Origin of the sequence: Rhizobium changzhiense (assembly GCF_013087625.1) — a bacterium.
In the GTDB taxonomy this organism is placed as follows: Bacteria; Pseudomonadota; Alphaproteobacteria; order Rhizobiales; family Rhizobiaceae; genus Rhizobium; species Rhizobium sophorae.
In genome coordinates, this window is sequence record NZ_JABFCQ010000004.1 from 507758 (window position 1) to 528667 (window position 20910).

Genomic DNA, 20910 nt, shown 5'->3' on the forward strand with positions numbered 1-20910 from the left:
ATTGAGAGAGTAATGATGCGAGAGCCAATTCCGTCCGATCTGAGGGATATAAGTTTTCCCATACCAATTCACTATCTTGATCTCGCCACCTCTCGCCTTGATGCCGTTTCGCCCCCGGTCTCCGATGGGCTCGTGGTCTTTCTGTCGGATGGTCTTCCCGTAGGACAAGCCTATATCGAAAGGCCCGAGAAGGCGGCGGCACTAGTCCAGCGTGTCGTGCGACCCGAGACGCTCGAGCACGCGCGTCAAGTCGCGCTAACCCCTGTGCGCAACCGCGACGTCAGCATTCTGATTTGCACAAAGGACCGGCCGGAGGAACTACGCCGGTGCCTGGCCTCGATCCCCGAACAATCGCTTGAGCCCGTCGAGATCATCGTGGTCGACAATGCCTCAACAGGCGATGCGACGCGCCGCGTCGTGGAGGAATCGGGTGCCACCTATGTCCGTGAAAATCGGGTCGGGCTGGACTATGCCCGCAATGCGGCGGTTCGGGCGGCGAAAACCGAATTCGTCGCCTTTACCGACGATGACGTCGTTCTCCACCAGCGATGGCTGGAGAACCTGATGAAGGCGTTCGATCTGCCTGAGATCGCCTGCGTGACGGGATTGGTCCTTCCCGGAGAACTCGCTACGCCGGCACAGTTCATCTTCGAAAAGCACTGGAGTTTCGGCCGGGGCTATCTGCGGCAGGATTTCAATCAGGACTTCTATCGCCGGGATACACGTTACGGCGCTCCGGTCTGGACGATCGGTGCCGGCGCAAGCCAGGCCTTCCGCCGCAAGGTCTTCGACGAGATCGGCCTGTTCGATGTCCGCCTCGACATGGGAGCGGCCGGCTGCTCGGGCGATTCCGAATATTGGAACCGGCTGCTTCATCGCGGCCATGTCTGCCGCTACGAGCCGACGGCGGTCTCCTGGCACTTTCACCGCAAGGATATGAAGGGGCTCGCCAAACAGATCCATCAATATATGAGCGGCCATGTCGCAGCCCTGCTGGTGCAGTATCAGAACACCGGACATAACGGCAATCTCAGGCGCATCCTCATCTCCTTTCCGAAATACTATGCCGGAAGGCTCCGCAAACGACTTCGCAAAGGCGCGACATCAAACGACTTCTTCCTGAAGCAGGAGATGCTCGGAAGCCTAAACGGCGCTCTCTATGTTCTGCGCCGATGGAAGATGCCTGCATGGTGAGCGCCGCGACGCCTGAGATCTCATTCCTCATCCCTGCCTATAATGCAGACGATACGCTCGGCGAATGTCTTGCCAGCCTGCAGCAGCAGACGCGCTCGAACTGGCAGGCGGTCGTGGTCGATGACGGCTCGACCGACCGCAGCTGGGAAGTTCTGGAGACGATCGCAAGAGCGGACAGCCGCATTCTCCCCGCCCGTCAGCCGAATGCCGGCGCAGCCGCGGCGCGAAACCATGCGGCAAGACTGGCAGCCGCGCCCCTCCTCTGCATGCTGGATGCCGACGACTGGCTGGATCCGACCTTCATCGAAAGCATGCTGCCGGTGGCAGAGGATGCATCGACACCGGTTCTCGCCTTTTGCGCTTACCGCCGGGTCGCCCCGGACGGTCACATGATGCCGATGGAACAGGCGCCCATCCTGACCGGCGATGCCGCCAAGCGCGAATTCTCCTCTTTTTGTGCGCTCGCCATCCATACGGTTGTCTTTCCCAAAAGCCTTTTCGAGCACCTAGGCGGCATGGATGAGACCTTGCAGACCGGCGAAGAATGGGACCTTTGGCTGCGCATGGCCTTCGCAGGCGCCGAATTTCGCCGCGTCGACAAATGCCTCGCCTTCTATCGCATGAAAGCGGGCTCGCTGTCCGGCGATCCGTTCAAACTGGTGCGTGACGCCGTTGCCGTCACCACGAAGGCCGAAGCTCTGCGCGTGCAGCATGGCCTATCGGCCGAAGGATCGCAGACCGGTTGGATGACGCCCGGGCTCAGCCAGTTGCGCATGCTCTGCTGGGCCATTTCAGCTAGGTTCAGTCCGACGACTGACGTCGCAGCCCTTTCAGCACTTGTGCCAGAAATACCGGATGCGGCGGGCAATGAGAGCTTTCTTGTCGACGTGATCATGCACGGCTTGCGGACTGGACTATTGACCGACCGGCCTGGCGATCTCATTGATGCCCTCGACAAATGGCAACCGGCTTTTCTTTCGCTCATCCGCCTGATTGAGCAGCATTCCTTCCCCGGCACCGGGCGCAAGATCATCGAGATCGCCTGTTGGCAGCTATCCGCCGCCAACCCTTTGCGATCCTTCACGCTCGGCAATATTCAGGTGGTCAGCGTCGAGCTCAGCGCGCTTTTCAGGATTTCCAAGGCGGAGCAAGCCGACACGCTGATCATGCATGCCTTTTCCGGCGGACAACATGTCGGCACCTTTGTCGGGCCAATCTGGGGCGATCTTTCGATCCAGGCGCAGATCCGGCTGATCATGCATGAGATGCAGGCCGAAGAGCACCTGCAGACGCCGCGTACGCTCGCCTATGCCGGTTCGTGGACAAGGGAGGCGCTGCGCGGCTACCGAGCCTTCGGCGATTTGATCATTCGCAGCGGCCGGCGCGGACGGCTCGAACGGCTTCTGGTGCGTATCGGCCGCGACGCCCTCCTCGCCGCAGCGCCCGGCGACAAACAGGACAATGACGCCCGGCTTTCCGAAATCCTGCGGGATTTCGAACATCGGCTGGCACCGCGGTTTCGAAACTCCCCCGAGCCACGGTCGGAGAAGAGAAAACAGACTGCTCCCACTCAGTCGGAAGAGGAATACTGGGAGCATATGTTCGAACGCCCGGATCCGTGGAATTACATCTCGGTCTACGAGCAAGTCAAATATGCGCAGACGTTGAGCCTGATCCCGGAAGGGATCGAAAGGGCCCTCGAACTTGCCTGCGCCGAAGGAATCTTTACCGAGAAGCTGGCGCCAAAGGTCGGCCGGCTGACCGCCACCGATATTTCCCAGCGGGCGATCGACCGGGCGACCAAGCGGTGCCGCGACCATGGTAACGTCGAGCTTCGCGTTCTCGATTTCGTCAAAAGCGATGTTCCGCCCGAGCAGGATCTCGTTATCTGTTCCGAAGTCCTCTATTATATGAAGGATGAGGAGATGCTTGCGGCCGTCTGCCGGAAGATGGCCGCAGCAGTGAAGCCGGACGGCTACCTGATCACTGCCCACGCGCATATCCGCCAGGACGAACCCGGCCGAACCGGTTTCGATTGGGGCCATCCTTTCGGTGTCGAGACGATCAAACGGGTTTTTGCCGCACAGGCCGGCCTCGCCCTGGAAGAGACGATCGACACCGAGCTTTACGCCATCCACCGATTCAGGAAAGGTGCCGTGGCCGATCCCGCCCTACGGATCGAAGCGCATGGAGCCCCATTGGATACGGATGTGGCAAAGCACATCATCTGCGGACCGGCGGGCATCGGGCGCGAGGCGGCATGGAAGACGGAGGTAACCACCTCGGTTCCCATTCTGATGTATCACAGGATCGCAGAGGACGGCCCCGCCGCACTCCGACGCTTCTGCACGCCGCCGGAGATCTTCCGCAAACAGATGCAGTTCCTGAGGCGACAGGGCTATTACAGCGTGACCGCGCAGAACCTGGCAAATCTTCTGCACAGCAGCAAGCCGATCCAGGGCCGGCCAGTGATGCTGAGTTTCGACGACGCCTATCTGGATTTCCAGACGAACGCCTACCCGACCCTTGCCGAGAATGATTTCAGCGCCGACGTGTTCGTGGTGACCGATAAAGTCGGCGGTCGGTCAGATTGGGATTCCGCCCATGGAGAGCCTGCGGCGCTGATGGCATGGCCGGATATTCAGGAACTGCACAAAAAGGGCATCAGCTTCGGCTCCCACCTCGCATCCCACACGCCAGCCGGCGCGATGGACAACCAGGCCCTGCTGGCCGAGGCCATGTTATCGCGCGACGCGCTGCAGAGCCGGCTGGGCGCCCCGGTGGAATCCATCGCACTTCCCTATGGCGCGACTGACTTCAGGGTCCCGGGCATTCTGGCGCTTGCCGGCTATGGCGTCGGCTTCACGACACGGCCGGCGAAGGCCACCTTCTCCGATAATCTCTTCGCTCTGCCGCGCTTCGAGGTGCGTGGGGATCGCCCGCTAGAGGCCTTCCCCGAGCTCATCGGCCTGCCGGGAGCTTTTATCGGATGACAATATCAGGCGCAGCGTCCCCTTTGGTCACCATCGTCATACCGGCTTACAATGCCGAGAAGACGCTTGTCGAAACATTGCGAAGCGTCTCTGCCCAGTCCTACGACAAGCTCGAAATCCTGGTGGTCGACGACGGATCGCGGGACGGCACCTTCGATCTTGCGCGCGACTACAGCCTGACTGATCGCCGTGTCCGTGTTCTCCGTCAGGACAATGGCGGGGTTGCGCGGGCGCGCAACCACGGCGTCAGGAAGGCGCGCGGCCTCTACATAGCCCCTGTCGATGCCGATGATGTGTGGCATCCGAGCAAGATCGAGCTCCAACTCGAGGCGGTGCTGAAATTTCCCGATGGAAACGGGGTTGCCTATAATTGGTATGCCGCGATCGACGAAAACGGCATCATTTTCGGCCATTCACGCCCGGTCATGCATCAAGGAAATATCTTCGAGCCGCTGCTGCGGGAAAACTTCATCGGCAATGGCAGCACGCCGCTGATGCCACGGGAAGAGATCCTTCGCTGCGGCGGCTATGACGCCGACCTGCGCGACAACGGCGCCGAGGGCTGTGAGGATCTGAAACTTTATCTGGCGCTCGCCGAGACGCTGCCCTTCGCGCTGGTTCCGGATTTTCTGACCGGCTATCGTTTCACCAGGGGAAACATGTCCAGCAATGCCTATCGGATGCTGAAGTCCCACGCCCTGGTGATGGCGCCGATCATCGCCCGCTATCCACATCTTGAGCGTGACATCCGGACGGCTGAATTCAACACCGCCTCCTGGTATTTCAAAAAGGCGTTTGTCGACAACGATTATGCGCAGCTCAAAAAGCTGGTGCCGATGATGGTGAGCAAATACCCCTCACGACTGATCATCCACGGCCTGCAGCAGGGATGGCGGCAGGCAAAGCTCCACGGCATAAGGGTGGCGAGGCGCGCCCTGGGCAAGCCCCCGGCCCGGCCTAAAATCCGCTTCGCCGCGGCCATCCCGCAAGCCGGAACAGCTTTCCGCGATCGTTTCGCCGGCCTGCCGGCCAGGGAAGCGCCCAGTTCCATCGCTCAGCGGGTGGCCGACAATGAATAGGTTTCGAAAACCTGCATCCGCCAGACCGGCCACCACCTACAATCTGATCGTGACGGCTCGGTTCCGCGAGCTTCGGCAACTCGTGCCGGCGCTGCGGCTCAAGATGACGGTGATGATCATCCTCGGAATTCTCACCGGGCTGTCGGAGATGATCGGGATAACCCTCCTGGTCAGCCTGGTCTTTCTTCTCGGGCAGCAAGGCCCCGTTTCCGGGTCCTCCATTGCGTGGCTTCCAGCCTTTTTCGGCAACATCGACCTCAGTCTTTCGAAGCCGATCCTGGTCGGCATTCTCATCGGCTCCATCCTCCTGCGGATTTTTCTCGGATGCGCCAACTCGCTCATTGCGAGCGCGATCAACCACCGAATTAGCGACAGGATGCGGGAGCGTCTCTACGCCAAGGTTTTGGCCATTCCGTTTCAGCGATTTCAGGACTATGAGCGTAGCGACCTGATCAACGTCATCGCCACCGAATCCTACGCAGTGTCTTCGGCTCATGCCAGCCTGGTGCGGTTGGGGGTCAATTTCGGCACGATCGTGATCTTCGGCATCGGCATGGTGGTGATGGCCTGGCCGATCGCCTTGCTCGGGCTCGCCTTCGGCTTCATTCATAATTTCGCATTGGGTTTCTTTGCCGGCGCCTACCGGCGGCTGGGCGCCTCTGCGGTGGCTGCGGTGGAAGCGTTGACGCAGTTGAGCTGGACAACGCTGCAGACTGCGAAGGCCGTCAAAAGCTTCGGCCTCGAGAAGCGCCACCAGCAACTCTTCGCGGCGCTTTCCAGGGAGGTCGGCCGGACTTGGCGCCGGTCGGACTGGATGGGCGCGACGACCTCGCTTGTGAGCGATATCCTGACCTTCGGGGTCATCCTGACGATCATTCTGTCCTCGGAATTCCTGCCGGTCGATTTCAAGGCGGCGCTCTCGGCCACAATCCTTCTTTACAGGCTTCAGCCGCATATCAAGGGGTTCGACTCCCAGATTCTCAGCCTCTACGAGATGGAAGCGTCGCTGCAAAAGGTCCTGGGGCTGCTTTCAGAGAAGGATGACATCAAGCAGACCTCGCCAGGGGAGAAGGTAAGCCGCCTGGCGGAGGCGATTGTCTTCCGCGATGTCTCCTTCACCTATGAGCACACGAACGCGCCGGCCGTTCATCGCCTCAGCTTCTCGATCCGGGCCGGCGAGACGACGGCTCTGACGGGGCCAAGCGGCTCCGGCAAGACGACAATTCTCAACATGATTCTCGATCTCAACCGACCGACACAAGGCATGATCACGGTCGACGGCAGGGACCTGGCAACCATCGACCACTCCAGCTGGCTGCAACTGCTCTCGGTGTCGGGTCAGGATGTCGAACTAATGGAAGGCACCGTCTTCGACAACATCCGGTTCCGTCGCGATATCTCGGAGGAGGACATCCGCTGGGCCGCCGATGTGGCCTGCGCCACAGAATTCATCGAAAATCTGCCGGATGGCTTCGATGAATGGCTGGGCGACGAGGCGATCCGGCTGTCGGGTGGACAAAGGCAACGCATAGGCTTGGCGCGGGCGCTCGCGGGCCGGCCTCAAATCCTGATTCTGGACGAAGCCACGAGCGCGCTCGATGAAAGTACCGAGATGCAGGTGTTTTCGGCGATGAAAGAAGATCCTGGCAGAACGCTGATCGTCGTTAGCCATCGGCCCGCTGTCGCCAGGCTGATGAAGAATCGGATCGATCTCCGCCCCCCCGCTGCCACGTCGAAGCTCGGGTGAAGGAGATGGATATGTCAACGATGTCCGGGATTCGGGTGGCCGTCGTGATCCCCGCCCACAATGCCAGAGACTACCTTGCCCAGACGCTCCAGTCCGTCATCGACCAAACCCACAAGGCGCTGGAGATCGTCATCGTCGACGACGGCTCGACGGACGACACAACCTCGATCTGTCGCCATTTTGCCGCGAGTGATCCAAGGATCCGGATTGTCTCGACTGAAAACCGTGGCGTCGCCTCGGCCCGCAACACCGGGATTGAAGCATCGAAATCCGACTATATCGCCTTCCTCGATGCCGACGACCTATGGCATCCGACCTATATCGAAAGAATGCTTTCGGCTCTCCATCCCCTGCCGGAGACCTGGGGCGCGGTCTATGCCCTTCACCATTTCATCGATGCCCAGGGATATTGCACGAGATCCGGTTCGTCGCTAAGCGCCCGGGGCAACATTTTCAACCGTCATCTCGTGTTCCGCTTCGTCGGCAATGGCAGCGGCTTCATGGTTCGCCGCGCTGTCATTGACAAGATCGGCGGCTACGATTCAAGCTATGCCATGCAGGGTATTGGAGGATGCGAGGATTTCGATTTTGAACTCCGTACGGCTGAACATTTCAAGATCGAGACGGTGCCGCTTGGCCTGGTGGGTTATCGGATTCACTCCGAATCCATGTCTGCAGATAAATCACGTATGGCTCGATCGCTTCTATCTGTGAACGAGCAGTGTATCGCGCGCAATCCACAGCTTCCGGCTTTTGTCGTCAATTGCGCCCGCGCGTCGGCGCATCTTTATGCATTTTCAAGATTTGCCGCTTTGAAAGATTGGCGCCGCGCCGCGACCTCACTCAAGCACATTTACCGTCATAGCCCAATGCTTGCTTCCGAGCTCATATTCAAATTGATCCTTTCAAAGGCCAACAGAGCCGCACGCAGGGCATTGCCCAAAGCATGGCCGGTCCGGGAACAAAAGCAAAAGAATTTTAGGAAATTCGAAGAGATAGACCCACTTGTCCCATTGCTTGGCGGTTGGTCGGCCCTCAAAACGAAGGCATTGTTCCGGCATTTGTCGGAGATTGATCGGTCCGGCGAATGCTCTGCGGCGACCTTGTCGCACGAGACTTGATGCCTGCCCGCTTCACGTCTGTCGGTGGCGCCGGCGCTGACGGCAGTTTTCGCTCGGCTGCTCAAATATCTAAAGGTTTACCTACCCATCACGTCAATCGGCGTTGCGACTATCTCGCTATTTTGTATTACGACCTTTAATATTCCAGCAGGATGGCAATTAGTAAAAGCGAACAAGATGTGAGAAAAAACAAATAACCCCAATAATAATCTGTGACAATACCAAGTTTTACTGTAATCATACCTGCGCACGTGCATACATTCCTACCGGAGGACCCGTCACCCACCCCGGCGGGTCCTCAACTTTGCTTGATGGCCCGTTGCCACAAATGCAGTCGCTGTTATCGCTGCATCAGCCCAAATAGATCACGCTTCGGATGGCAATAGAAGTTGTTGAGATCGGCTTGATGAGAAAATCCCGCATCACCAGCAAGTGACCGTCATAGCACCCGGCTATTCCTGACAATATTTGTATCTCCGGATGCTTTCGCAACTGCAATGAAACTGCAGCAGCTAGCAAGCATCATGAAGACGATATTATTATCCGCTAGAGCTGCGCAAGTATCGTCATCGCTTTTCGAACAGGCACTTCCCGTGATTATCAATTAGCATAATTTTAGTCGTCTTATAATTGATATTTAAATACAACCTCTGTCTGAAATTCATAATTTTACCTTTTGATAAATTTTTACTTGATACATCGTTTATTAGTCGCGACTTATTCTAACCTTAATTTCGATGAACTCGAATTTACCTTTAGCGAGGGCGCGGAAAATATATCAAAGTTACTTCCGCCTTGGGTTCTCAGCCAACTCGCAACTTACCGCGTCATTGGGGAGGTTGTCACAACCGATGACCCAACGATCCGGGATGGCCATGAATCGAGAAGCTGGCGATGCAATTTCAATGCCGCGGATGACGGCACTGAAGATCGGGGTCCATAAGGTATTGTTAAGGCAAACGATTTCATCGTTCGCCGCAGTCTCAATCAGTTCCTCAACTGGCTGCATCACACTTGTCATTTCAATTCGGCATCTGGTCCTGTACCCGTAACTGAAAAGCCCGCGGCGCAAAAAGTGCGCCGTCTTCGTTGGCGCGCCTCCCAATACGAAACAACTTTCATGTCTGGTGAAAGCGGCCCAGTCCCAGATCAACACCTCGGGGGCCGTAACACGTTCTAACCTGTGTCGAAATGGTCGCACCTCGGCAGTGAATTAACCCTTCATAAAGCATTTGCTTGCTCAACTTATAATTTGTGTCATGGTCACTGTAAGTAGTGAGGGAGCCGACCTGATGAGTGATATAGCATCGCAGATTCCGGAATTTGGTTACGATGAGCGCGTGATGATCTGCCGGAAGCAGATCGAGAAGGCGGTTTATCAGTTCATTGCAAATACAAAGGTCGAGGGATGCGATCCAGCGGAAGTCGCAATGGCCATCGCCGACATCGCCGACGACTACATTCTGCTGCTGGCCCAGAAGCGTAACCTGACCCATTAAGATGAAGGGTCGGCCGCCAATCGGCTGGTCGTGCAGAAGACATTGAGTCGAAATCGCGCCGCCTCCCTGCCCGGAGGCAACGTCAACGGGATCGTTTACCACTCGCTTCGAAGCCGTCCATGGGATGGAATGTCGAATAGCTCCAGAAAAACTCCAACCGCCGAGCCAGGCAACGAGCCGGGCTTCGCTAAAGCGCGTCGCAATCTTTCAGAGTCGCCCCGGCGCTTTAGGTCTTTGTTTTTGCGCATGTCGTTGTCGCAAAACCGCTGCACACTTTTGCTTTAGCCTACAAATTGACGCCAAGCCGAGAGTGAAACGCCGAGAGCATCGGTACACACACCGGGCTTGCGTTTCAGCCGTTGTCTCCCGACGATTGAAACAAACGGCCCCGGTTCGATTGGCGACTGCTCGGTTGCGCGCAAGCGCATGCAATAACCCCGAAAATCGAAGTTGATTTTCGGGGTTATGCGCGGGTTTGAAACCGCTGGAGTGTCCCCGGCGCGTGCGATCGGACGCGCCGTACTAATGACTTCTCACACTCACTTGCGGCACCGGAGAACTCAATTCGCCCAGTTCCCTGGTCAAACCCTCCCCCACTTCCTGCTTCACGGCCTCGAGCGCAAGGTCGAGACAATTCGTCGCGAACTGCAGTTTGACATCCTGAGCGACCTGTCGCGCATAGGCGATCATCCGCGCCAACGCGACGAGCTCTTCCAGACCGTCTTCCGCCCCTTGGTCTGCTTCTATCTTGACAACCGATGTCACGCCCATGCCCCATTTCTCCAATGAATTGAAGGAATGATACGCGTGTGGAGGTGATCCAGCCCGTGAAAAAAGCGTGACACAACCCTCGGTGACAATTGCCGGATTCGATTCACAATGCAGGGCGCGTCCGGAACGGGGTGTCGTGCAGTTTCCAGGGCAGATCCCCGTTCGAGCGAATGTCGCGGACTTCCTGTACGGCTTTCAATAACTCCAAGGCATCGATGCGTTTTTGATCGACGGCGTTCGACAGAAGTGCCGCCAGCAAGTCCGCACGATCCGGCTCGGCCAGCCCTGCACATTGCTCGACGACCGCCCGCCACGTTCGCTTCTTGAAGAATATTGCGCCTGCGGCATCTTCGAGTTGTTGGCGCAACCGACTTTCCAGCAGTCCGCGATCCTCCATCGCATCGAGCGTAGCGCTGACATTGACGAGCGGTACCGTCAGCGGCTTGCTGCCCAGCGCGCTCGGCGCGTGCGTGAGCGCGACGGCGGCATCGTCGACCAGCCGGCCGGTGCGATAGTCTTCGAAAATGCGGCCGATCCCGATCATGCCGAACGGATGGCATTCGGCAGCGCGCAACGCGCCCATGCTTGCCGCCCCGAAAACCGCGACACCCAACGACAGGGCATGGAGAATTTCCTTGTGCCAAACCGGTGCGGCATATTCGAAGCCGCCGTCGATCAGGCCGATGACATTCGCACCTTGCTCCACCGCACGCAGGACATCGCCTTGCGTGGCAGGCGGCAACACGCGTATCCCCTCGCCGGCAAGCGACGCCGCGTCGGGAAGACTGGGACCTGCGAAAATGAGCTTCAAAATCCTATTGCCCTGGCAAGCGCCCGCGTTCCAAACCGCCGGGCGCGCTCCCCCTCCGGATTTTCGAGTTCGGGAATGACAATCTTGACAACACTAAACGGAAGCGTGTCCTGGCTGAGGCGCACGGCGATCACCGAAGCGATCCCCCTGTTTCTGAGCGCGTCGAGCACCTGCTGCAGCAACTGCGCCAGATCCTGTTGCCGATGTCCGACCACCCCGTCACTGCCGATAGTCGCTGCGGGCGGCGCGACAACGGCATCGAAGGCCTGCCGCATCAGCGGCGGCAGGCATCGCGAGAAAGTTGCGGGAGAAATATCGTCTCTGGCTCCGCTGATATAGGTCAGCCGGGATTGCACAGCTTCCGTCACCGCCCGAATGGCCGCGCGGACGGGAGACGGATGAGCCCCGGTACCGCCGGTCACCTCGACGAGGCGAATGTCCCCAAGCCTAGTATCCCCGGCGCCGTGAAGATCCTGGGGGCCTAGAAGGAGATCCCCGGGACCCAGCATGGCGGTGAAACAAGGGATCCCGATGTCGCTGGTGATATCGAAGAGCCTGAGCGCCAATCCCGATGTTTCGATCTTGTCGATCAACCCGGTGAGGGCGCCGTCCTTAAAGCCGCGGGGATCGATGCAGCCAGTATAACGATCGGCTTCGCCGCCGACCTGCCACAACACATGGGCGTCACGCTCGATACGCTCCAGGACGCCGTGAAAGATCGCCTCCTCGACATTATTTCCCGAGGCCAGGCCGTCCGAAGACATCCAGTATCGCGCGTCCCGTGTGCGGTCGAGCACCACCGCTTCAAAGGGGATATAGACCTCTTCGCCGGTGAGGATATTGACGCCGGCAACCCATTCCGTCTCCTCGTCCGGTCCGAGATCGGGTTTATGGACAGCGGTCAGGCAGTTCAGCGTGTCGGTCGTGTGCCCCATCGCCTGCAGACAGGAAGAGGTGCCATGGACGACATCGACGGAGGGTTCGCCGGCGACCGCCCGTTCGAGAGCTTCCATGACGGTGGATACTTTGGCATCGAGATCGGTCAGGCCCTTTCCCTGGGCAATCACGATCGAGCGGGAATTCGGGGCGTATGCGCACCAGACGGGGATTCCGATATCGTCCAGTCCGGTATGTCGCGCAACCCTGGTAATGCCGAACCCGGCCAAAAGAGGCTCGACGCGGGAAAGGGTTTCCCGCGGCGACATGACCCTGTCGGAATATATGGACCGGTGCGTCAGAATGCCGGCTCAGCCGTCGACGTGACCGGAAAGGGCAACCTGCGCCGAGGAAACCGCGACGGCGAGGTCGACGCCCTTCACGAATGTGCCGCCGGCCTTGCGCAAGCCGTTTACAGTCGCCAATTCCCCCGTCGGATTGAGAGGTTTGACCGTACCCGCGTCGAGATCGGCAAGCCAGAGACCCGCTTCACCGGGTATACCTATAATGACAGCTTTCGCCATGTAATGCCCCTCAGCTATTGTTAAAAACCGGCCTTCAGCAGGCCCTCCCGATAAAGCTCTTTTTGCCAATCTTCCTTGAAGGGAACGACGGCGAGCCACTTCTCGACGTCGAAGACCGGGTTGATGCTTTCGGCCCGTTGCCGATGGAACAGCGCCCGTTTTCGATCGCCGATCATTGCGCAACTGGCCGCGGCGATGCGATGGGCCGGCGCCTTGTCTTTCATCGCCTCGACATAGGCGATGGCCTCCTCGTACTGTTCCAGGAAGAAGCTCGCTCCCGCAGCGCACCAGAGATAGGCGTCAGGCGCGATCGGATTGAGCGAAATCGCTCTCTTGATCTTGGCGAGCGCGTCGCCGGGGCGGGATGCATGCACGAGCGTGTCTGCATGGCTGTAGATGACATCGGCAAAATGCGGGCTGAGTTGTTCCGCCAGATCAAGTGCGGCGACACTGGCATCGACATCGCCGAGATAGAGTTTGGCGACCCCAAGCTCGCGATGGCCCGCCGCCGATGCCGGATCCCGCTCGATGGCCCGAAGCGCGTTCTGCTCCGCCAGATGCAGCAGCTCATTGTTTCCCTGCGCCCTCACGAGCCACTCGCTGGTGAAGGTTCTCGCCAGCCCGGTAAATGACGGAGAGAAATCCGCCTTATGCGACAGCGACTGCTTGAAAGCTTTTCGGGCCCGGCGGATATGCGGCAATGTCAACTTGCCCATCAGGCTCGAGCCGACCAGATAGGCGTGATAGGCCTGAGGATTGGCTTCGAAGCCTAAGCGCTCTTCCTCGTTTTCATCCAGCTCGCGGGCCACCGACATGGTCAATTGCTGCGCGATCAGCCGTCTCTGACGCGGCAATATATCGGGCGTCATCACAAAGCGATTGGCCCAGATAATCTCGTCCGTGGGAAAATAAACCAGTTGGGCGAATAATCCCTCTTCGGAAAGCCGTGTATCCAGAAGATAGGCGATCGAGTGACGAGCGACCACGGCAGCCTTCTCGGAGTCGCGGCGGATCTGGCCGGCCGTATGGGGTGCTACGATGGAAATGTTTCTGAGCGCGCAGAGTTCGATGGTGACGTCTTCGATCAAGGCGTTGGCAAGCGCAAGCCCGGCATCGGCATGTTTCGATGTCGGGGGAAGCAGCACCAGCCGAGGTAGGATCAGCGGCGCCTGCGATACGCGTTCGATGTCGGCAGTTGTCTCACCGCCGGCCTCGGAACGGTTCACCTGCACCCTGGCATGGCCGTCGTCGTTCGGCAATCTCCCGCTGAGGGACGAGCCGCCGGATAGCCGGTGCAGCAGGACTCTGACCTGCTCGTCATTCGGATCCCGTTCGAGGATCTGCAGGGCGGCGCCGGAAATGGAGCGCGCAGCGCCGGGCTCTTGCGCATCCGGCAACGCATCCAGCAATGCCTGCCGCAATTGCAGCGCCTGAGCGTCCCGTTGCGCCCTGATCCAGGCGTCTATCAGCTTTGTCGCTGGCTTGATGTTTCCGATGAACCCACGCTGGGTCAGTTCGGCGATCGCGTTCAGCCGCTCCAGCGGCGAACCGCCGGCGCGAAAAATGTCCAGATCGCTGGAAACTGCCTGCATGTTGAGACGAACGGTGGTGGCGGTGAAATCGAAGGGTATTTCGGCGCGTCCGCCGTCTGTCTCGCGGATGCGGGAAAGCAGCTTGCGCAGATTGAGCCGCGCCAGCTCGGGTTCGACGTCATTCCATAGAAACTGAGCCAATTCATAACGGCTGAGTTCATGGCTCGCGCCGGCATAGAGATGGGCCATCATCAACAGGCCCTTGATCGGATAGCGAACCGGGTCGCCATTCGTCTCGATCAACCGCAGATCGCCGAATGTCTGCAGATGAAGCACGATCCGTCCTCAGCTGTTCACAACCGAATCTTGCAACTCACTGTCACTGTCAGGCAATCCCGCGACTGCCAGGCTTTTGGCCAACGCCACCAGCTTTTGCCTGATATTCGGGTCCTCGATGGCGATGAATGCCTTGTTGAGCGCCAGCCCCTCCTTCGAGGACAAAAAGCTGTTCAATTCATTCGTCGCGGCATCGATCGGCCCGGAGCCGCCGTTCTCGAAGAAAAAGCCGACGGGCACGCGAAGAATCTCGGATATGCGCTGAAGACGGCTGGCGCCTATTCTATTCGTTCCCTTTTCGTATTTTTGGATCTGCTGGAAGGTAATGCCCAGAAGTTCGGCCAAGCCGTTCTGGGTCATCCCGAGCGTCTTTCGTCGAACTCTCACGCGGTTGCCAACATAGACGTCAATCGAATTCGGCGATTTAGCCTTCATGTGAATAAGTCTCCCGCTTTATCAGCACGCCCGGCTGTATAATGGAGAGTTTAAGCAAGAATGCAACTAAAAGTAAATATTTCGTAAGGATTTTTTTCAGCAGCGCACACAGTAAAAACAACCTGTGGATTATCGCAGCGGCGCCATTTGGCGCGGGTGGAGCCGCGCTCTATTGCGCACTTCGCAGCGGACGAATGCTATCCGAAATCGTTACCGCTCCGACATCCTCTCTGGGAGGTTTTTGCGCAACGGCGATCATCGACTTGGCGAAAACAGGAATCCTTCCAACATACTCAAAACGAACATTGTCGAATCCGGCATCGAGCAGCAGCGTACTCAGCGTGTTTTTCGACCAGAACTTGATATGCCCATGCTCCTTCAACCGCATGAAATGGTCGTCCATTTTCCTCCCAGTTGGAACGAAAACAACCTTTGGGAATCAGGAGGAAGCGAATGTAAAAATGGTCAATTCATAGGCCAATTAGCGAGTTCATCGCTGTTTGCCACTGCGATTGTCCGTAGTTACATTAGAGATTCCCGATTGAAATAGCGTTACGGCGCCTCCGCCGAAATCTGTAGCGCCCCTTCCCGATGACGAGGCATGAAGATGCCCAATTGCCGACAAGAAGCCAAAGATATTTAACGGATAAATGTATACTGGTGGATTTAGACAGCCCGATCGAAACCCCTTCTCACGCGCCGGAGAAGACAAGCTTGCCCGATAATTCGTCGTCCGCATATGCGAAACAGCCGGTGGGGAAACCGCGGGTTCCCGTGGTCTTCTGGTTGCTGCTGACGATTTCCCTCTCACTGATCATGGGAACAGTGCTGCTTTCCAACAACATGAAACACTTAAAGACGGTCAGCCATTATTTTGGCTTCGATCTCTTTCCCCAGGAGGTCAGACCGCCTCCCCCCAAGGCCCTTCCACGCCCGACACCACCGGCCACCTTCACGCTTCCATTCCATATCATCGAACCGCCGCTTGTACAGACCGCGTCGACTTTCCTGCGAACATGGCGGATATCCGGCGCCGCAATGTGTGCGGCGCTGCGCAATGCCGGCATCGAAACCAGCGATTGGGCGGCGGCGAGTTTCAACGCCGATACATTTGAATGCTTTTTCGAGCAGAGCGGCAAGCGGGAGAAGGATCAGCTCCCGAACTCCATCTTCGTCATCGTTCGCGGCGACGCCGCCGGCACGATCAACAATATGCGCGTGAAAATCATCAATCCCGAGACCGATGAAAATGGCCAGCTCGATCCCGGCATTCTGCGAATTTTCGAAATCATGCTGCGGCAACCGCAATGGCTCGATTTTCATGAGACCCTCAACGCGATCAAGAATCTGAAGGACATCAAGGAAGACGGCTTCGGAGCCAGTATCGGCTTCACCCGCGAGGTACTCAATCCCGGGAATTACAACTTCACGCTCTCGCTGGATGCGACTTCAGGACCTCAGAAAAGAACCAGAAATTATTTTTCCGGCAGAAGATGGCTGCCGTTGCCGGACCCCGCAGTCGAGATCGACAGCGCGCAACCGGAATCAGTCTCCAAGCCGCCCCATACCGAAGCGCCGGCTGAAAGTCAGGAACATCGGCATTAGGTCTTAGGCTTCATGCCACGCACGGACTGATCACGCCATGTGACTTGCATCGTCGTGATGTCTGGCCAGAATCTTGTAGAGCTCTTTCAAACTGTCCGCACTCGGCCGTTCGGTGCTGTCGCCACCCGCCAGACGCCAGACACGTTCGACGTTGAGGTCCTGCGTGACTTGCGCAAGGTCTTCGTTCAGCGAGCGAATGACGATTTCCGATCGGCGCAACCGCCACGACATTCTGACGAGCGCTGCGAACGGGAGGAAAATGATACCGATAATGCCGAGAACAAGGACTGCGAACTGCCAGTCATCGAGAAGAGACAGACCGTTTCGAACGGTCGCCATAAAAAAAACGGCATTTTGAAATGCCATATGAAAATAGCTCATCAGATAGCTGGACCAATCTTCCATCACGAGCGCCCTCCCCGAGCGGTTTATATCTTGGGATATGCTGAAAAGTCTAGCAGGCACTAACAATATCCCCTGCGGGGAAAGTATATTTGAGGTTGCATTACTCTACTGAATTGAACGTGAATCCCGTGATGGATCGGTGCCGACGAGCCCGGCCCTTTCAGATTCCACCCGCGGACATGAAAAAAGCCAACAGTGAGGGATAGAATGAATAGAAGACGTTTCCTCGCCTCGGTTCCGCTCGCGCTGTTGTATATCCGCACGGGCCAGGCCATGGCACAGGTGCCTGCCGCTGCGGGGCTGCGCGTCCTTGCCGATAGGAAGTCGTTCCGATTCGGATCGGCAATCGACCTGCAAAACATCAACGATCCAATCGCTGCCGAGATCTACATCGACAACGTCAATTCAATAACGCCGCGAAACGAACTGAAGTGGAATGCGACGGAAAAGAGACCGGGGGTTTTCAGCTTCGGCAGCGCCGACCGTATGATTGCATTTGCACGCAAAAACAACATGAGGGTTTATGGCCATACGCTGATCTGGTATCGCGTCCCGGGCTGGGTGTCGGATATCACCGACGCAAAGACCATTAAGGCGACCATGAACCGTCATATAAAACAGGTTGTCACTCGCTATAAGAACTCGATCGATGCATGGGATGTGGTGAACGAACCGTTGGAGTATGATGCACCGGATCTGCGGGATTGTGTTTTCCGACGCCTTCTTGGCGACGATTATATCCGTATGAGTTTCGACATGGCGCACCAGGCCAATCCCGGCGCGACGCTGGTCCTCAACGAAACACATCTGGAGAAAAAATCCGTCGTGTTCGAACAGAAGCGCGCACGCATCCTGAAAATCGTCGAGGATCTCGTCGCCAAAAAAACGCCGATCAATGCGGTGGGTCTGCAGGCGCATTTCCGCCCCGGCCTCGACCGGATCGATCCAGAAGGAATGGGGCGCTTCTGCGCGGCGCTGAAAGGCATGGGTGTCGGCGTTTTCATCACCGAACTGGATGCTTCCTGCCACTTCCTGAACCGCGACAAAGGCTTCACGCAGGCCTCCTACGCCGATATTTTCAGCGAGGTGATCACCGTGGCCGCCGAGCATGGCGACTTGAAAGGCGTGTCAGTATGGGGCATGTCGGAAAAATACGGCGAGCGCGATGAGAAAGAGACCGATCCTGATACGGCTTGCACCAAGCGCGTTAATCTCTACGACGAAAATAATGCGCCAAGAAGTGCAGTTGATGGTATCCGGCGGGCAATAGAGGCGATGTGATGCGCAAGACACCGGAGACGCGAACAGATTCATGAAAAAAGCTGTTATTTATGTGGAAAAATTTTTGCCTGCCAGCCAGGCATTTGTTCTCAACCAGGCGGTAGCGTTTCGTTCTTTCGAAGCTGAAATCCTTGCTGGCTCGCGAATTTCTTCGGCCCATACAAAAAAATCCACTGTTCCGGTTCATGACATCCGTCGGTCGCCCGTTGCACGGGCCGGCGAACTGCTTCTGAAAATCCCGCAGATCGGCCTTCCCTTCTTGTTTCCCGCGATCGGCAAAGCCGATCTCGTTCACGCCCATTTTGGCAAGAACGGCTATGTCATCGGTCCCTTGGCGCGGGCCGCCGGCAAGCCGCTCGTCACGACGTTTCACGGCTTCGACGCCACCTATGGCGGCGATCCGAAAAAACCGGGCGGCTTCAATCAGGTGCGCTTTTTCGCCAAGGGCCGCAGCGAGATGGCAGGCTGGAACAGCTGGAACATCGCCGTTTCCGATTTCATCCGAGACCGGCTGCTGGCGCTCGGTTTTCGCGCTGAGCGCGTCTATCGCCATCATATCGGCATCGATCTCGATCTGTTCAAAATGGAGCCTCGCCCTCGAAAAAAGGGGCTGGTGGTTTCCATCGCGCGCTTCGTCGACTATAAGGGCCACCGCTTCATGATCGACGCGCTTTCGCGCGTGGCGGCAGCGGGCACGCCCGTCGAATTCGTCATGGTCGGCCAGGGTCCCTTGAAGGAGGAAATCGAAGCACTGGCGCGTCGTTCCTTGCCAAGCGTCACGATCCATGAAAATCTGTCGCAGACTGAGATAAGGGACCTGCTCGCCAGTGCGGAGCTTTATCTCCATGGAAGCGTGACCCTCGACAATGGTCACGCCGAAGCTTTCGGCCTCGCCAATCTCGAGGCGGAAGCCGTCGGTACTCCGGTCGTCGCATTTCGCTCGGGAGGCGTGGGCGAAGCGATCGAAGAGGGAAAAACTGGTTATCTCGTGGAGGAGCGGGATGTCGCGGGAATGGCGGAGGCGGTCGGAAGGCTGCTCAACGACCAGGCTCTGTGGACAGCCTTTAGCGCGCGGGCACCGCTTCTGGTGGCCGAGCGTTTCGACTTACGTCGCCAAACGGGGATGCTCGAGGACTATTACAGTTCCGTGCTAGACGAATTTTCCAGCCGGGGTCGGACTTGATGGTGCAGACAGGAAAAAAGCCGAAGTGGGGACTGAACGTGTTTCGGCCACTTCGGAACGGAATTGTGAAGGCCAAATGGCTCTATTACACGAAATTCTGGGGAATGGACATTGATCCGACGGCAAGCTTCTCGTTGAGCGTTCGTTTCGACAAGACCAACCCCAAGGGATTGCATATCGGCGCCGAAACCTACGTTGCATTTGAAGCAGCCATTCTCACCCACGATCTCACACGCGGGCTCTATCTTCACACAAGGATAGGCAAACGCTGCTTCATCGGCGCCCGCAGCATCATTCTGCCCGGCATCGAGATCGGCGACGAATGTGTCATCGGCTCCGGCTCGGTGGTGACCAAGAGCGTTCCGCCGCGCTCGCTCGTGGCAGGCAATCCGGCAAAGATAATCCGCAGCGATATTGAAATCATATCGCGTTACGGACGCATGAGAGAGGGCAGCGGACGTCCGCCGGAACATGCGGGTACCCTCATCGACAATTCTCGAAAAGCCGCGCCATGACGAAGATCGACGTCGTGATCGCAACCTATAACGGCGGCAAGCGTCTTCGTAGGACGCTCGAATCGCTGACACGATTGACGCTTCCGAAATCCGACTGGCGTCTGCTCATGGTTCTAAATGCCTGCACAGACAATAGCCGATCGGAAGCCGAGGCGTTCGCCGCGATATTGCCGATGACGATAATAGAAGTGGCGGAGCCGGGGAAATCCCACGCTCTCAATGAAGCCGTGCCGCATTATCAGTCAGATCTCGTTGCCTTCACCGACGATGACGTAACGGTCGATCCCGAATGGCTGTCGGCAATGATCGACGCAGCGGCGGCACATCCCGCCTATGGCGTCTTCACAGGAAAGATCGTCGGCCGCTGGGAGCGGGAGCCGTCGGCAAAACTCCGTCGGTGGGTCCCACTTGGCTCGACCTATGCGGTCAATGAAAACCCGGTCAGCGCGCCCTGTGGACCGGGAGAGGTCTGGGGGCCCAACACCGTGTATCGCCGCGCCGTCTTCGATGCTGGCTTGCGATACAATAAGGACGTCGGCCCCCGACCGGGCAAGCTTTATCCGATGGGGCAGGATACGGAAATGGCCACCCGGGTCTGCCAGGCCGGGTTTAGTGCCTATTATGTTGCGGAAGCGGTGGTCGAACATACCATCAAGGCCGATACGGTCTCGGAAGACTGGGTGGTGCGTCGGGCCGAACGCCTCGCCTATGGCATCTTTGCCATCGGCGATCGGGGGGGCTACCGGCGCCGGTTTCCAAAACCTGTACCACTCGCCGCTGATATTGCACTTAATCGCTTTTTCTGGAGCCTCGTGTACCCGCTCACCTTCATCCTTCCCGAAGGGAAGCAACGCTTCTGGGCGAAGTGGCGATTCTTCTATTTCCGAGGCCTTTGGAGCGGATACAAGCGCTTTTCGAAACAATAGACGGGGTAGCCAGTGCC

The 20910-nt window shown here is 57.8% G+C and carries 18 protein-coding genes and 1 pseudogene; 11 read left to right on the top strand and 8 right to left on the bottom strand.

Features of this window, described 5'->3' with window-relative positions; all coding sequences use genetic code 11:
• Positions 1-12: 12 nt before the first annotated feature.
• The 6 genes from G9X68_RS22630 to G9X68_RS22655 all read left to right on the top strand — a co-directional run bounded on the left by G9X68_RS22630 (position 13) and on the right by G9X68_RS22655 (position 9633).
• Positions 13-1194 (top strand): glycosyltransferase family 2 protein, encoded by a 1182-nt coding sequence (locus G9X68_RS22630; protein ID WP_171604307.1) that lies wholly within the window; start codon positions 13-15, stop codon positions 1192-1194.
• The gene (locus G9X68_RS22635; protein WP_171604308.1) at positions 1188-4187 is read left to right on the top strand and encodes a trifunctional glycosyltransferase/class I SAM-dependent methyltransferase/polysaccharide deacetylase; all 3000 of its coding nucleotides are present in this window, start codon (positions 1188-1190) and stop codon (positions 4185-4187) included. The genes G9X68_RS22630 and G9X68_RS22635 overlap by 7 nt, the downstream gene beginning before the upstream one ends.
• A 2-nt stretch (positions 4188-4189) precedes the next feature.
• On the top strand, positions 4190-5266 hold the full coding sequence (locus G9X68_RS22640; protein WP_171604362.1) for a glycosyltransferase: 1077 nt from the start codon (positions 4190-4192) through the stop codon (positions 5264-5266).
• Positions 5259-7013 (top strand): ABC transporter ATP-binding protein, encoded by a 1755-nt coding sequence (locus G9X68_RS22645; RefSeq protein ID WP_171604309.1) that lies wholly within the window; start codon positions 5259-5261, stop codon positions 7011-7013. Before G9X68_RS22640 ends, G9X68_RS22645 begins: the two co-directional genes overlap by 8 nt.
• Positions 7010-8134: a glycosyltransferase gene (locus G9X68_RS22650; RefSeq protein WP_171604310.1), complete on the top strand. Its 1125-nt coding sequence runs from the start codon at positions 7010-7012 to the stop codon at positions 8132-8134. Before G9X68_RS22645 ends, G9X68_RS22650 begins: the two co-directional genes overlap by 4 nt.
• Before the next feature lie 1292 nt (positions 8135-9426).
• Positions 9427-9633 carry a hypothetical protein gene (locus tag G9X68_RS22655; protein ID WP_003542083.1) on the top strand — a complete coding sequence of 69 codons (207 nt, stop codon included), beginning with the start codon at positions 9427-9429 and terminating at the stop codon, positions 9631-9633.
• A gap of 522 nt (positions 9634-10155) precedes the next feature.
• On the opposite strand, the gene G9X68_RS22660 is transcribed toward G9X68_RS22655, so the two are convergent.
• From G9X68_RS22660 to G9X68_RS22690, 7 genes and pseudogenes are all read right to left on the bottom strand, one after another.
• On the bottom strand, positions 10156-10404 hold the full coding sequence (locus tag G9X68_RS22660) for a hypothetical protein (protein WP_171604311.1): 249 nt from the start codon (positions 10402-10404) through the stop codon (positions 10156-10158).
• Positions 10405-10507: 103 nt separating this feature from the next.
• A complete protein-coding gene (locus G9X68_RS22665) occupies positions 10508-11215 on the bottom strand; it encodes a TfuA-like protein (protein ID WP_171604312.1) in 708 nt (235 codons plus the stop codon).
• Complete coding sequence (locus G9X68_RS22670) at positions 11212-12420, bottom strand: YcaO-like family protein (RefSeq protein WP_171604313.1); 1209 nt, start codon at positions 12418-12420, stop codon at positions 11212-11214. The genes G9X68_RS22665 and G9X68_RS22670 overlap by 4 nt, the downstream gene beginning before the upstream one ends.
• Before the next feature lie 42 nt (positions 12421-12462).
• Positions 12463-12675, bottom strand: a complete 213-nt coding sequence (locus G9X68_RS22675) for a hypothetical protein (protein WP_171604314.1) — start codon at positions 12673-12675, stop codon at positions 12463-12465.
• A 20-nt stretch (positions 12676-12695) separates the two neighbouring features.
• Positions 12696-14543, bottom strand: a complete 1848-nt coding sequence (locus G9X68_RS22680; RefSeq protein WP_171604315.1) for a peptide antibiotic resistance protein — start codon at positions 14541-14543, stop codon at positions 12696-12698.
• A gap of 9 nt (positions 14544-14552) precedes the next feature.
• The gene (locus tag G9X68_RS22685; protein ID WP_171604316.1) at positions 14553-14978 is read right to left on the bottom strand and encodes a helix-turn-helix domain-containing protein; all 426 of its coding nucleotides are present in this window, start codon (positions 14976-14978) and stop codon (positions 14553-14555) included.
• 169 nt (positions 14979-15147) lie between these two features.
• Positions 15148-15384, bottom strand: a pseudogene (locus tag G9X68_RS22690) (class I SAM-dependent methyltransferase); the annotation flags it as partial.
• Between the two features lie 308 nt (positions 15385-15692).
• On the opposite strand from G9X68_RS22690, the gene G9X68_RS22695 reads away from it, so the two are divergent.
• Positions 15693-16583, top strand: a complete 891-nt coding sequence (locus G9X68_RS22695) for a DUF6030 family protein (protein ID WP_171604364.1) — start codon at positions 15693-15695, stop codon at positions 16581-16583.
• A gap of 30 nt (positions 16584-16613) precedes the next feature.
• Here G9X68_RS22695 and G9X68_RS22700 read toward each other — a convergent pair whose 3' ends face one another.
• Positions 16614-17054, bottom strand: coding sequence for a hypothetical protein (locus tag G9X68_RS22700; protein ID WP_171604317.1), 441 nt, complete (start codon positions 17052-17054; stop codon positions 16614-16616).
• A gap of 141 nt (positions 17055-17195) precedes the next feature.
• On the opposite strand from G9X68_RS22700, the gene G9X68_RS22705 reads away from it, so the two are divergent.
• From G9X68_RS22705 to G9X68_RS22720, 4 genes are read left to right on the top strand one after another with little or no spacing between them, the layout of a single operon-like run.
• Positions 17196-18269, top strand: a complete 1074-nt coding sequence (locus G9X68_RS22705; RefSeq protein ID WP_171604318.1) for an endo-1,4-beta-xylanase — start codon at positions 17196-17198, stop codon at positions 18267-18269.
• A gap of 31 nt (positions 18270-18300) precedes the next feature.
• Entirely contained in the window at positions 18301-19452 is a 1152-nt protein-coding gene (locus tag G9X68_RS22710) for a glycosyltransferase (RefSeq protein ID WP_171604319.1), read from the top strand.
• Positions 19452-19967 carry an acyltransferase gene (locus G9X68_RS22715; protein WP_171604320.1) on the top strand — a complete coding sequence of 172 codons (516 nt, stop codon included), beginning with the start codon at positions 19452-19454 and terminating at the stop codon, positions 19965-19967. Before G9X68_RS22710 ends, G9X68_RS22715 begins: the two co-directional genes overlap by 1 nt.
• Positions 19964-20893: a glycosyltransferase family 2 protein gene (locus G9X68_RS22720; protein ID WP_171604321.1), complete on the top strand. Its 930-nt coding sequence runs from the start codon at positions 19964-19966 to the stop codon at positions 20891-20893. The genes G9X68_RS22715 and G9X68_RS22720 overlap by 4 nt, the downstream gene beginning before the upstream one ends.
• Positions 20894-20910 lie beyond the last annotated feature (17 nt).